Origin of the sequence: Paraburkholderia aspalathi (assembly GCF_900116445.1) — a bacterium.
Taxonomy (GTDB): domain Bacteria; phylum Pseudomonadota; class Gammaproteobacteria; order Burkholderiales; family Burkholderiaceae; genus Paraburkholderia; species Paraburkholderia aspalathi.
On record NZ_FPBH01000005.1, the window covers coordinates 316,435 to 329,328 of the forward strand.

The following is a 12,894-nucleotide window of genomic DNA, read 5'->3' on the forward strand; positions in this document are numbered from 1 at the left end:
GCCCAGAACTTGAGAGACAGGAGAGCAGCATGTCGCAGGCTGGTACGGTGTTGAGCGAGCCGCTGATCCGGCTTAACGCCGCGGACAATGTACTGATCGCGCGAGAATCGCTGTCGATCGGACAGCAACTGTGCATCGGCGAGGCGACGATCCGCATCCGCGCGCAGGTCACCGCGGGTCACAAAGTCGCCGCTTATCGTATCCCACGTGGTGCGCCGATCCGTAAATACGACACCGTCATTGGCCTCGCGGCTCGCGACATCGAGGCGGGCGATCACGTCCACACTCATAACGTCGAGCTGATCGATTTCGAGCGCGATCCGGGTTTCTGTCTCGATGTGCGTCCGGTCGAGTACGTGGCGGAAGCTGAACGGGCCACATTCAACGGCATCGTTCGGCCCGATGGGCGAGTCGCGACGCGCAACTTCATCGGGATTCTGGCATCGGTCAATTGTTCGTCGACCGTTATCAAGAATATCGCCGCCTGGTTTACGCCGGAGCGGCTTGCGCCTTATCCCAATGTCGATGGCGTGGTCGCATTCGCGCAGACAAGTGGCTGCGGGATGTCATCGCCCAGCGAACACTTCGATGTCCTGCGCCGGACGCTCGCCGGCTATGCGCGTCATCCCAATCTTGCCGGGGTGCTGATTGTCGGGTTGGGCTGCGAACGCAATCAGGTGGGCGACCTGCTCGATTCACAAGGACTTCATGTCGGTACGTCGGTCCACGCGTTGGTGATGCAGGACGAAGGTGGCACCCGGGCAACGATCGAAGCGGGGATCGCTGCCATACAGAAGATGCTGCCGTCGGCGAACGATATCGAGCGTCGCCCGGTGTCGGCGAGCCACATCAAAATCGGTCTGGAATGTGGCGGCTCCGATGGCTTTTCGGGCATCACGGCCAATCCGGCCCTGGGCGCGGCCATGGATATTCTGGTGCGCCATGGCGGCACGGCGATTCTTTCCGAAACCCCCGAAATTCACGGCGTCGAATACATGCTGACGCGCCGTGCGGTGACACCGGAAGTCGGTCAGAAATTGCTCGACCGGCTTGCGTGGTGGGAGCGTTATACGCGCGGCCACAACGGTCAGTTCAACGGTGTCGTCGGCCCGGGTAATCAGAAGGGCGGACTCGCTAACATCTTCGAAAAATCGCTCGGATCGGCGATGAAAGGCGGCACGACGCCGCTGCAGGCCGTCTACGAATACGCCGAGCCGATCGATCAGGCTGGCTTCGTCTTCATGGATTCGCCAGGCTACGATCCCGTTGCGGTGACCGGACAGATTGCAAGCGGCGCAAACCTGATTTGCTTCACGACCGGCCGCGGTTCCATGTTCGGCTCGAAGCCCGCGCCCACGCTCAAGCTCGCGAGCAACACGCCGATGTTCAAGCGGCTCTCCGACGACATGGACATCAATTGCGGACTTGTCCTTGATGGTGAGCGGTCAGTCGAGGAGATGGGGAAAGATATCTTCGAGCACATTCTGCGGGCCGCGTCGGGTGAGCGCACCCGTAGTGAATTGCTCGGGCTGGGCGATCACGAATTTGTGCCCTGGCATATGGGCATCGTGAGCTGAAACGCCACCTCATTCCTACAAAAAAAGCGGAGACAGAGATTGAACCAAGCCTTGCAACAGGCGCCACGCAGCAAAGTGCGCTGGCTGGTGGCCGGTCTGATGTGGTCGGCCATTGCCATCAACTATATCGACCGCACGGTGCTGTCCGCCGCGGCTCCCCATCTTCAGGCGGAGTTCCATCTCAGCGCGATGGAGATGGGCATTGTGATGTCGGCCTTCTTCTGGTCATACGCGTTGCTGCAATTGCCTGCGGGCATGCTTGCCGATCGCTTCGGACAGAAGATCGTGCTGGGTGCGTCCGTGTTCTGGTGGTCGCTTGCGACCGCCGTAACCGGACTCGCCACCGGCTTCAAGTCTCTCGTGCTCCTGCGGGTCATGCTGGGCATCGGCGAAGCGGGCGCCTACCCCAGTAACGCGGGCATCGCCTCGCGATGGTTTCCGCGCAAGGAACGCGCAACGGTGGCCGGCATCTTCGATAGCGGGTCCAAGCTCGGCGGCGCGGTGGCGCTGCCGCTGATCGCCTGGCTGCTGGCGACGTTCGACTGGAAGGTCACCTTTGCGATCACCGGTGTGCTGGGTCTCATCTGGTGCGTCGTCTGGGTGTTCGTGTTCAGGGATTCGCCAGCGGATCACAAACGCGTGAATGCGGCCGAGCTTGCCCATATCCGCGATGGCGAAGCGGTGTCGCGCGGCGACAGCACGGGCGCGGCCGCCGATGTACCCTGGCACAGGCTGTTTGCGCATCGGAACATCTGGGCCATGTGCATCGGCTTCTTCATGATCAACTACAACTCGTACTTCTTCATCACCTGGCTGCCGACGTATCTCGTCAAGGAACGCGGCATGAGCCTGATGGAGATGGGCTTCATGGCTTCGCTACCGCTCGTCCTTTCGATGATCGTCGAGGTATTCGCGGGCTGGGCTTCCGATCGTGTGTATGCATCTGGAAAGTTGTCGCTCACCGCGACCCGAAAACTGTTCCTCGTGGTCGGCCTGGTGATGGCGTCAAGCATTGGACTCGCGGCGTTCGCCACTTCTCCGCTCGTGGCCGTCGCATTGCTCTGCGTGGCGAAGTCGGGCACGACCGTCGCCGCATCCCAGGTCTGGGCGCTACCGGGCGATGTCGCGCCGGGGAACATGGTGTCGCGGGTGGCGGGCATCCAGAACACCGTCTCCAACATGGGCGGCGTGGTCGGGCCGATCGTCACCGGCGCGATCGTCGGTGCAACCGGTTCGTTCATTCCCGCGCTGCTGTTCTCGTCGGGGCTGATCGTGATCGCGATCCTCAACTACCTGTTCCTGCTCGGAAAGGTGGAGCCCATTCAATTCAATCAAGTCCCCGTGGAGGCTAGAAATCGTGATGAACGCAACGTCGATGTCAGCGCTTAACCCATTCAAGGCGGCGCTTGCAAATGGTCAACGACAGATCGGCTTCTGGCTTTCGATGGCCGACGCCTACCTGGCCGAAGTCAGCGCGACCGCCGGCTTCGAGTGGCTGTTGATCGACGCCGAGCACGCCCCGAACGACGTGCGCAGCATTCTTGCGCAATTGCAGGCGGTCGCGCCGTATTCCGCCGAAGCCGTCGTGCGACCCGTGAACGGTGATCCGGCGCTGCTCAAGCGCCTGCTTGATATCGGCGCACGTAACCTCCTCGTTCCGATGATCGATACCGCGGATCAGGCTCGCGCGTGCGTGGCTGCCGTACGCTATCCGCCCCATGGAATTCGTGGTGTGGGCAGTGCGGTGGGACGTGCGTCGCGCTGGAGTTCGCGGACCGACTATCTGGATATCGCGGACAGTGAAATCTGCCTGCTCGTGCAGGCGGAGACGGTCACAGCGCTCGACAATCTCGAAGCCATCTGCGCGGTTGACGGCGTGGATGGCGTCTTCATCGGGCCAGCGGATCTGGCCGCGTCCATGGGCCATCGCGGCAAGCCCGGCGATCCGGAAGTGCAGAACGCGATCGAAGCCGCGATGCGCACCATCATTGCTTCCGGCAAGGCGGCCGGCACGTTGACCTCGGACCCGGTGCTCGCACGTCGCTATCTCGAGCTTGGATGCACGTTCGTCGCGACCGGTGTGGACATCCTTATGTTTGCGAACGCGGCACGCAAGCTCGCCCGGGAATTCATCGAGCAGTGAAGAATGGTGAGGAATTCCAGGAGACGACATCATCTCCTTCAGAGGTGAGTCATTCCATGAGTCGAACAGCACCTTAGGAGCAGGCAACGCCGCACTAAGGTGAGGAATTCCAGGAGATGATCTGCAAAGGTGAGCGATTCCAGGAGGTGAGCAATCGCCTCGCTGAGCGCGCACCTTAAATAAGGTGAGGATTTCCAGGGAGTCCTCGTCGTGGTCGCTTTCGGTGATGCAGCGAGCACTCCAAACCTCACCCTGACACGTGCAAGAGCAAGACCGATACCGCCAATCTCCTTACATCCTCTTCCATATACAAACAAAGGGTGAGCGCGACAGCTTGCGTCGGGTCACGTCGCAAAGGCCGTGCTACCTGCGCCGCACGGCGATACACACCGCAGCTTGTGCGCACCAGAAGCGGCCAAACTTCGCCATCTTGTAACGCTCTCGTAAAACATGATCTTTCGCTCGTTGATAAGTTGCGGATAACGCGTGTCGTCGCCACTCGAGCAACGACTTTGCGTCACCGTAGATCTATCGATGGAGAAAGCATGAAGAAGCTGTTGGCAATCGCGGCGCTGGCCGCACTGAGCGCAACCTTGAGCGGATGCTGGTGGGGGCCGCCTCCAGGTTGGGGCGGTGGAGGCGGCGGTGGGGGTGGACCTGGTGGCGGCGGACCGCACGGTGCGATCGTCGTTCCTGGCAACGCTGCTCAGGGCTGAGCCGGAAACCAGGCCAGAAACTAGGCGGGAAACGTAAGCGTCACCACGAACCCGCCGGCGGCGGCGTTATCGGCATGAAAAACGCCGCCGTTATATCGCACGAGGCGCCGCACGATCGCAAGCCCGAGCCCGCAGTGCGCATCGCCGCTACGCGCTTCATCGAGTCGCACGAACGGTTGCAGCGCACGATCAAGTTGACCGCTCGGAATGCCGCCGCCGTGATCGCGGACCTCGAGCGTATATTGGCCGTCGCGGCGGGACGTCGAAATTTCCACCGGCGGCTCGCCGTAAGTGAGCGCGTTCTCGATCAGATTGGTCAGAATCCGGTCGAGATCGACAAGCGGCAACCCAAAACCATCGCCAGCTTGTAGATCGAGGCGCACGAGCGCATCGTCCGCGAGGCCGTCGCCGTAGTGCCGGCGACAGTGGGCATCGACGCTGGTGCTTGGCGAGGTATCCGCCGTCTCACGTGCGAAGTCGAGAAACTGCGTGACGATGCGTGACAACGACTCGGAGTCTCGCAAAAAGCCGCGGCGATTCGCTTCGTCGGGCAGCAGATCCGCGCGCACCTGCATGCGGGTGATCGGCGCACGCAGATCGTGCGCCACGCCGGCCAGCATCACCGCGCGCTCCTGCTCGGCCTGCGCAAGTTCATGCACCATCTGATTGAAGTCGCCGATCAGTTCCTTCAACTCGCGCGGGCCGCTCGCCTCCACGACCGGCGCGCGATGGCCGACGCGGAACTCGCGCGCGGCGAGCGCCAGCCGGTGCAACGGCCGCTGCAATTGCCATGCGCCGAGCAGCGCGATGATCACCGCCAACACCAGCATCGTCGCCGATGCGCCCAGGAAGCGACGCGCCGGCAGCGTCGAGTTTTGCATTTTGAGCCAGCCTGGATTGCCCGCGTAGTGGACCCAGACCGTGCCGTTCTCGCCGTCAGATACGACCTGGCTGCCTGCTGGCAATTTCTCGCGCAAGTCGTGTTCGAACGGACCCGAGGTGTTCTCACACGGCGCAGGACAGCCATACCGAATCGCGTCTTGCGCGCTCACATAGGACACACCGAGCGTTGCCGCGACCTGGGAGGCGGCGAGCGGGCCGCCGCGTTCAGCCTCAACCGCGAGCACTAAAGCGCGTTGTGCATGACCCGCGTCGATCTGGCCGCGGTCTCGGTCAACGAGAACGATTGCGGTGATGTGCACCAGCACGATCAGGCTCACCGTCATCAACGCGAGCCGGCCAAACAGTGTGTTAAAGGGATTTTTCATCGTCATTGGCGTCGGGCACGAACATATAGCCGATGCCGCGTATGGTCTGGATCCGGCGCGGATTGGCCGGGTCGTCTTCAAGCAGACGGCGCAGGCGCCACACCGGTACGTCGATACCGCGTTCGGTTACTTCTGAGTTCGGCCCATGCAGCAGATCGACGAGCTTCGAGCGCGACAGCGTTTCCATTGGATGCGCGGCGAGCACTTCGAGCAGCGCATATTCGCCACCGGTCAGCTTGAGCGCTTCGTCATCGCGAAACAGGGTGCGCCTCGCGAAGTCGAGCCGGAAGCGGCCGAAGCGCAGTGCTTCACGTTTTTCGAGCGCCGTAGCCGTGGACCCCGACGATGGCTGCGCATGCCGGCGCAACACCGCATGAATACGCGCAAGCAGTTCCTGCGGCATGAATGGCTTGCCGAGGTAGTCGTCGGCGCCGAGTTCCAGACCGATTATGCGATCCACGCCGTCCGCGCGCGCCGTCAGCATGATCACGGGAATCGTGTCGCCATGCGCACGCAATTGCCTGAGCGCGCTGAGTCCGTCGACGCCCGGCATCATCAGATCGAGCACGATGATCGAGGGCCGTTCGCGTTCCAACCGGCGTGCCAGATGGTTCGCGTCGTGCAACACGGACATTTCGATGCCGCGTTGTTGAAAGAAGGTTCTGAGCAGGTCACGAAGGTCGGCGTCGTCGTCGACCAGTAAAACCTGGATGGGCGTGTCTGACATGGCTGGGCCCTGATCGATGAGGACAATTGACGGACGGCGCGGCAGCGCGTCTATCGCATGTCGCAATATAGCGAATCTCGCGGTGGCAGCGGTTTCGGGTTCTTATCTGCACTTACAGTTTATTACGGCGCCTGCCTTTGGTTTTGTCCGCCTGCGTGAAGCAGGCCGTGCCGGTCAACGTCACACCGTCCGATTCATCGCAACACCACGCGCCTCGTTACAACTCGTAATCCTCGTCTAAGCCACCGTAAGACGCCACTCACTATGCTGGGCCACTTCTCGCCGCTGGTGGCGTTACGCGGTTTCCTCCGGGCTCAGTGGGTTGGTTTGCGCGCAGATTCAGGCGCGTGGTCGACCGACACGTTTTCACCCGCCCCGCTTTAGCGAACAACGCATGCCAGACGGCCCTTTGTCGAATTGAGTCGAAGGATGCCCACAGCATGCCGAATAATCCTAGCGCGTCCGGATCTTCCTCGCGTGTACCGAGATTCACCTATCTTGCCGCCACAGTCGCTGTCGCCACGTTTTGGCTGGCGGGTTGCGGCGAGCAGGCGCCGCATGGCCCGCCACAGTTGATCCCCGAAGTTGGCGTCCAGACGATCGCGCCGCACGCCGTGGTGTCGAGTACCGAATTGTCCGGGCGACTGTCGGCGATCCGCGTCGCCGAAGTCAGGCCGCAGGTCGAAGGCATCGTCAGAAAGCGCCTCTTCACGGAAGGCTCGCTGGTTGCGGCCGGGGCGGTGCTGTATCAGATCGACCCGTCCAGCTACCAGGCAACTTACGACCAGGCCGTCGGCACGCTGGCCAAAGCCGAGGCGACAGCGAGCGCCGCGCAGACCAAGGCCACCCGCTACGCCGAACTGTCGAAGATCGAAGGCGTGAGCAAGCAGGACTACGACGACGCCGTCGCCTCCCTGGAGGAAGCGAAGGCCGACGTGGTCGCCGACCGTGCCGCATTGAAGACCGCCGCGATCAACCTCGGCTACACCAAAGTCGTTGCGCCCATCGCGGGACGGATCGGCAAATCGAGCGTGACTGAAGGCGCGCTCGTCACCGCGGAGCAGACCACCGCGCTCGCGACGGTCCAGGCGACGACCGAGATGTATCTCGACGTCACGCGCTCATCCGCCGACTGGTTGCGGCTGCAGAAAGAATTCGCCAGTGGCCAGTTGCAACAGGCGGGCTCGGACGGCGCAGTCGTTCATCTCGTGATGGAAGACGGCAGCACGTACACGCAGCCAGGCAAGCTGCTGTTCTCCGATATCACCGTCGACGCCACCACCGGCTCGGTCACCTTGCGTTGCGTGTTCCCGAATCCGGACGGCGTGCTGCTGCCCGGTATGTTCGTGCGCGCCCGGCTTGAAGAGGGTGTGAACCAGCAGGCGATTACGGTGCCGCAACTCGCGGTCTCGCGTGCATCCGACGGCTCGGCGAGCGTGCTGACGGTCGGTGCCGACAACAAGGTCACGCAAACGCCCGTCACGGCGGACACCGCTTCAGGCGCCGACTGGCTCGTCACGCGCGGCCTCAAGGCGGGCGATCGCGTGATCGTCGCCGGATCGCAGAAAGCGCGCGCGGGCGGTGTTGTGAAGCCGGTCGAATCGCCAGCCATATCGGGTGCGCCCGCCACCGCGGACACCATGTCGGCCGCACACAGCTAAAGCGAGACACTTATGGCAGGTTTCTTTATCAACCGACCGATCCTCGCATGGGTTATCGCCATCGTCATCATGATGATCGGCGGCGCCTCCATCGGGACACTTCCGGTCGAACAGTATCCGAGCGTGGCGCCGGTCTCCGTGCAGATCACGGCGACGTATCCGGGCGCTTCGGCTGAAACCGTGGCGACAACGGTCACGCAGGTGATCGAGCAGAAACTGAGCGGCATCGATCATCTGCTCTACATGTCGTCCACCAGCAGTTCGGCCGGACAGGCCACCATCACGCTCACGTTCCAGCAGGGCACCAATGCCGACATCGCCCAGGTGCAGGTGCAGAACAAGGTCGAACAGGCCAGTTCGTCGCTGCCGCAGACGGTTCAGGACCAGGGCGTGCAGGTCGCGAAGGCAGCCAATGCGTTTCTGATGATCGTGTCGCTCTCGTCCTCTGACGGCAGCATGAATTCCATCGATCTCGGCAACATCATCGCAACGCAGATCGAAGACCCGCTCACGCAGATCGACGGCGTCGGCGACGTCACGCTGTTCGGCGCGCAGCACGCCATGCGTATCTGGCTCGATCCGGTGAAGCTGCAGGCCGTCGGTCTGACTGCCGGCGACGTCACCACCGCGATCACGAATCAGAACGTGCAACTCTCGGTCGGCCAGATCGGCGGCTCGCCGTCCACGAAGACGCAGGCGCTCAACGCGACCATTTCGGCATCGAGCCTGCTCACCACGCCCGCGCAGTTCGGCGCGATCCTGCTGCGCGTGAATAGCGATGGCTCGAAGGTCATGCTGAAAGACGTCGCGCGGGTCGAGGTCGGCGGCGACGACTACAGCACGGACTCGCGACTGAACGGCAAGCCGGCGGCCTCGCTCGCGGTCAAACTCGCGAGCGGCGCGAACGCGATGAGCGTAGCCAAAGCGGTACGCGCGAAGCTGAACGAAATGAGCGGGCAATTGCCGCACAACGTGGTGGTCGACTATCCGTACGACACCACGCCGTTCGTGCGCATCTCGATCGAAGAGGTGGTGAAAACGCTGATCGAAGCGGTGATGCTGGTCTTCGTCGTGATGTACGTGTTCCTGCAAAACCTGCGCGCGACGCTGATTCCGACCATCGTCGTGCCCGTTGCGTTGCTCGGCACGTTTGCGGTGATGTCGGCAGTGGGCTTTTCGATCAACGTGCTGTCGATGTTCGGGCTCGTGCTTGCGATCGGGCTGCTGGTGGACGACGCGATCGTGGTCGTGGAAAACGTGGAGCGGCTGATCGCGGAAGAGGGACTATCGCCCGTCGAAGCCACGCGCAAAGCGATGAAGCAGATCACCAGCGCACTGGTCGGCATTACGACCGTGCTGATTGCCGTGTTCATTCCAATGGCGTTTTTCTCGGGGTCCACGGGCGCGATCTACCGGCAGTTCTCCATCACGATCGTCGCGGCGATGCTGCTCTCCGTGTTCCTCGCATTGACGCTGACACCGGCGCTGTGCGCGACCATGCTGCGGCGCGCGGACGTCGAGCACCACACGAAGCGCGGCGTGCTTGGCTGGTTCAACCGTGTGCTGACTCGTGGAACCGATCGTTACGACTCGGCGGTTGCGCGCGTGATTGGCAAGCCGATGCGTTATATGGTGATCTACCTGCTGATTGGGGGCGTGGTTGCGCTGCTCTTCATGAAGCTGCCGTCGTCTTATCTGCCGGACGAGGATCAGGGGATCATCATCACGTCGATTTCCGCGCCCGTCGGCACGCCCGCCGCGCAGACGCTGGAAGTCGTGAAAAAAGTCGAGGCGTATTACCTCGGTCTGCCGCAAGTGGACAAGATCATCGCGCTGACCGGTTTCAGCTTTAACGGCTCGGGGCAGAACAACGGCCTCGCGTTCGTCAAGCTCAAGGACTGGAGCACGCGGCGCGGCAGCGACGGTTCGGCGGCGGCGATCATCCAACGCGCCAACATGCATTTCGCCGCCTCGCACGACGCGCAGATTTTCGCGCTCAATCCGCCGGCCATTCAGGAGCTCGGCACGCAGAGCGGTCTCGACTTCGAACTGGAAGATCGCGCCGGGCAGGGCCACGACAAGCTGATGGCCGCGCGCCAGCAATTGATCGCGCTTGCCGCGCAGGACAGCGCGCTAGCCGGCATGCGTCCCGGTGGCCTCGACGATACGCCGCAGTTCCATGTGGATATCGATCGCGAGAAGGCGAGTGCGCTCGGACTTTCAATCGCCGACGTGAACGACACGTTGCAGACCGCGTTCGGTTCGACTTACGTGAACAACTACGTCGATACGGGACGCATCCAGAAGGTCTACGTGCAGGCCGATGCGCCTTACCGGATGATGCCGTCCGATATTGGACGGTGGTATGTGAAGTCCAGCACGACGAGCAGTTCGAGCACGAGTACCAGTACGAGCACTTCAAGCAGCTCGACCACAAGCACGAGCAGTACGACCACCACAGGCTACGACGGCCAGATGGTCCCGTTCTCCGCGTTCGCTACAGGCAAATGGACCTTCGGGCCGCCGCAGATCGAACGCTTCAACCGCACGCTGGCGATGGAAATCACCGCGCAAACCGGTGCGAACACCAGCACGGGCCAGGCGATGGCCGCCGTCGACGCGCTCGTGAAGAAGCTGCCCGCCGGCTATGGCATCGACTGGACCGGGCAATCGTACCAGGAGCGCCTTGCCGGATCCCAGGCGATCTACCTGTACGCGATTTCGCTGGTCGTGGTGTTTCTCTGTCTGGCCGGTCTGTACGAGAGCTGGTCCATTCCGATCGCGGTGATTCTGGTCGTGCCGCTCGGCGTGCTCGGCGCGGTACTGGGCGCGCATATTCGCGGGCTGTCCGACGACATCTACTTCAAGGTCGGCTTGCTCGCGACCATCGGGCTCTCCACCAAGAACGCGATCCTGATCGTCGAATTCGCCAAGGACCTGCAAGCGCAGGGCCGCAGCCTGATCGACGCCACGCTGGAAGCCGCGCGACTGCGTCTGCGGCCGATTCTGATGACATCGCTCGCTTTCGTGTTCGGCGTACTGCCGCTGGTCATCAGCACAGGCGCCGGCTCGGCGAGCCGGCATGCGATCGGCACCGGCGTGATGGGCGGCATGATCGCCGCAACGCTGCTCGCCATCTTTTTCGTGCCGGTGTTCTTTGTCGTCGTGCGCCGCCTGTTCGGCGAACACGGCGATGCCAAGCAACAGGAAGGTGTTGAATGATGAGACTCAAATTGAGCGCATGCATGGTGGCGTTCGCTGTTGCCATGCTGACGGGGTGCACGCTGGACCCGCACTATGAACGGCCCGCAGCACCCGTTGCGGTGGCTTATCCCAAAGGCGAGGCGTATGAGAGCACTAGCGCTGCGGCTTCGGGAACGGCTTCAGGAACCGCGACGCCTGGCACGACAACAACCGCACCGCCGCTTGCCGCCGACATGGCCTGGCGCAGCTTCTTTCGCGATGAACGTCTGCAACGGTTGATCCAGATCGCGCTCGACAACAACCGCGACCTGCGCGTCGCCGCGTTGAACGTAGCCGAGTACGAAGCGCAATACCGCATCACGCGCGCCGCGCTCGCACCGTCGATCAGCGCGAGCGGCAGCCTGACTCGCGAGCGTACCTCGGGCGTGACGAGCAGTTCCAGCGACGTGAGCGTGGGCACCACGTCATGGGAGATCGACTTCTTCGGACGCTTGCGCAGCCTCAAGCGTCAGGCCCTGGAAAACTATCTCGCGACGGATGCCTCGCGGCAGAGTACGCAGATCAGCCTGATCGCGACGGTAGCGACCGACTACCTGACGCTCCTGTCCGACGAACGTCTCCTGCAAATCACCGAAGACACGGTCAAGGCGGATCAGTCGACATACGACGTGACCAAGCGCATTCAGGAGTTGGGCAATTCGTCGATGCTCGACGTGCAGCAGGCGCAAAACTCGTTGGCGAGCGCGAAGGCGAGCCTTGCGTCCTATCGGCGCGCCGTCGCGCAGGACCGCAACAACCTGGTCGCCGTGCTCGGCGCGCCGATTCCCGACGACCTTCCACCCGCCCGCGAATTCGACGACGAGACGATGTTCGCCGACATCGGTGCGGGCGTACCGTCGTTGCTGCTCACCCGTCGTCCCGACATCGTGCAGGCGGAACATGCGCTGAAGGCGGCGAATGCGAACATCGGCGCCGCGCGCGCTGCGTTCTTTCCCAAGATCGAGCTGACGGCTTCGGCTGGTACATCGAGTTCGACGCTTTCGAGTTTGTTCAAAGCGGGCACAGGCGCTTGGGAATTCGCGCCGACCGTGTCAGTGCCGATCTTCGATTACGGCAGCAACAAGGCATCGCTCGACGTCGCCAAGATCGAGAAACAAATCGAGGTCGCTGATTACGAGAGCGCCATTCAGACAGCGTTCAAAGAAGTCGCGAACGCGCTGACTGCGCGTGCAACGTACGTCGATCAGGTGGCGGCGGATCGTGACTACGTGACGTCGTCGCAGCGGTACTACACGCTTGCTCAGGCGCGCTACAAGGCGGGTACGGACAGCTTCCTCACGTTCCTCGACGCGCAGCGCACGCTCTACACCGCGCAACAGCAACTGGCGTCGGATAGTCTGTCGCGACAGGCCAATCTCGTGACGTTGTACAAGGTGTTAGGCGGCGGTTGGGAGGGGAGCTGAAAGCCGAAAGGTGAGAACATTCGGGAGCGTGTGAGGTGATAATGTTGCTACCTGTCGACGCACTTTCGATTCGAAGGTGAGAAGATTCGGGAGGCCTGCGCCAAACGCAAACGCAGTCATCTGCGCGTTACTTTC

The 12,894-nt window shown here is 62.4% G+C and carries 9 protein-coding genes; 7 read left to right on the forward strand and 2 right to left on the reverse strand.

Features of this window, described 5'->3' with window-relative positions; all coding sequences use genetic code 11:
- The first annotated feature begins 29 nt into the window (after positions 1-29).
- From BM438_RS11240 to BM438_RS45460, 4 genes are all read left to right on the forward strand, one after another.
- The gene (locus BM438_RS11240; RefSeq protein WP_093634347.1) at positions 30-1,577 is read left to right on the forward strand and encodes a UxaA family hydrolase; all 1,548 of its coding nucleotides are present in this window, start codon (positions 30-32) and stop codon (positions 1,575-1,577) included.
- A 99-nt stretch (positions 1,578-1,676) separates the two neighbouring features.
- The gene (locus tag BM438_RS11245) at positions 1,677-2,966 is read left to right on the forward strand and encodes an MFS transporter (protein ID WP_093634444.1); all 1,290 of its coding nucleotides are present in this window, start codon (positions 1,677-1,679) and stop codon (positions 2,964-2,966) included.
- Positions 2,953-3,720: a 4-hydroxy-2-oxoheptanedioate aldolase gene (gene hpaI / locus BM438_RS11250; RefSeq protein WP_093634348.1), complete on the forward strand. Its 768-nt coding sequence runs from the start codon at positions 2,953-2,955 to the stop codon at positions 3,718-3,720. The genes BM438_RS11245 and hpaI overlap by 14 nt, the downstream gene beginning before the upstream one ends.
- Positions 3,721-4,265: 545 nt before the next feature.
- Positions 4,266-4,436 (forward strand): hypothetical protein, encoded by a 171-nt coding sequence (locus BM438_RS45460; RefSeq protein WP_167378368.1) that lies wholly within the window; start codon positions 4,266-4,268, stop codon positions 4,434-4,436.
- A gap of 20 nt (positions 4,437-4,456) precedes the next feature.
- On the opposite strand, the gene BM438_RS11255 is transcribed toward BM438_RS45460, so the two are convergent.
- Positions 4,457-5,704 (reverse strand): ATP-binding protein, encoded by a 1,248-nt coding sequence (locus tag BM438_RS11255; protein WP_093634349.1) that lies wholly within the window; start codon positions 5,702-5,704, stop codon positions 4,457-4,459.
- On the reverse strand, positions 5,688-6,431 hold the full coding sequence (locus BM438_RS11260) for a response regulator (RefSeq protein WP_093634350.1): 744 nt from the start codon (positions 6,429-6,431) through the stop codon (positions 5,688-5,690). The genes BM438_RS11255 and BM438_RS11260 overlap by 17 nt, the downstream gene beginning before the upstream one ends.
- A 440-nt stretch (positions 6,432-6,871) precedes the next feature.
- Here BM438_RS11260 and BM438_RS11265 point away from each other — a divergent pair, with 440 nt between their 5' ends.
- From BM438_RS11265 to BM438_RS11275, 3 genes are read left to right on the forward strand one after another with little or no spacing between them, the layout of a single operon-like run.
- Positions 6,872-8,092 (forward strand): efflux RND transporter periplasmic adaptor subunit, encoded by a 1,221-nt coding sequence (locus BM438_RS11265; RefSeq protein ID WP_093634351.1) that lies wholly within the window; start codon positions 6,872-6,874, stop codon positions 8,090-8,092.
- Between the two features lie 12 nt (positions 8,093-8,104).
- Entirely contained in the window at positions 8,105-11,314 is a 3,210-nt protein-coding gene (locus BM438_RS11270) for an efflux RND transporter permease subunit (RefSeq protein WP_093634352.1), read from the forward strand.
- The gene (locus BM438_RS11275; protein WP_093634353.1) at positions 11,311-12,759 is read left to right on the forward strand and encodes an efflux transporter outer membrane subunit; all 1,449 of its coding nucleotides are present in this window, start codon (positions 11,311-11,313) and stop codon (positions 12,757-12,759) included. Before BM438_RS11270 ends, BM438_RS11275 begins: the two co-directional genes overlap by 4 nt.
- Positions 12,760-12,894: the final 135 nt, after the last annotated feature.

What these genes read in the sequence shown, in the direction of transcription:
- BM438_RS11245 (WP_093634444.1), top strand. Translation starts at nt 1,677, where the DNA reads ATGTGGTCGGCCATTGCCATCAACTATATCGACCGCACGGTGCTGTCC.
- BM438_RS11270 (WP_093634352.1), top strand. Translation starts at nt 8,105, where the DNA reads ATGGCAGGTTTCTTTATCAACCGACCGATCCTCGCATGGGTTATCGCC.
- BM438_RS11275 (WP_093634353.1), top strand. Translation starts at nt 11,311, where the DNA reads ATGATGAGACTCAAATTGAGCGCATGCATGGTGGCGTTCGCTGTTGCC.
- BM438_RS11240 (WP_093634347.1), top strand. Translation starts at nt 30, where the DNA reads ATGTCGCAGGCTGGTACGGTGTTGAGCGAGCCGCTGATCCGGCTTAAC.
- hpaI (WP_093634348.1), top strand. Translation starts at nt 2,953, where the DNA reads ATGTCAGCGCTTAACCCATTCAAGGCGGCGCTTGCAAATGGTCAACGA.
- BM438_RS11255 (WP_093634349.1), bottom strand. Translation starts at nt 5,704, where the DNA reads ATGAAAAATCCCTTTAACACACTGTTTGGCCGGCTCGCGTTGATGACG.
- BM438_RS45460 (WP_167378368.1), top strand. Translation starts at nt 4,266, where the DNA reads ATGAAGAAGCTGTTGGCAATCGCGGCGCTGGCCGCACTGAGCGCAACC.
- BM438_RS11265 (WP_093634351.1), top strand. Translation starts at nt 6,872, where the DNA reads ATGCCGAATAATCCTAGCGCGTCCGGATCTTCCTCGCGTGTACCGAGA.
- BM438_RS11260 (WP_093634350.1), bottom strand. Translation starts at nt 6,431, where the DNA reads ATGTCAGACACGCCCATCCAGGTTTTACTGGTCGACGACGACGCCGAC.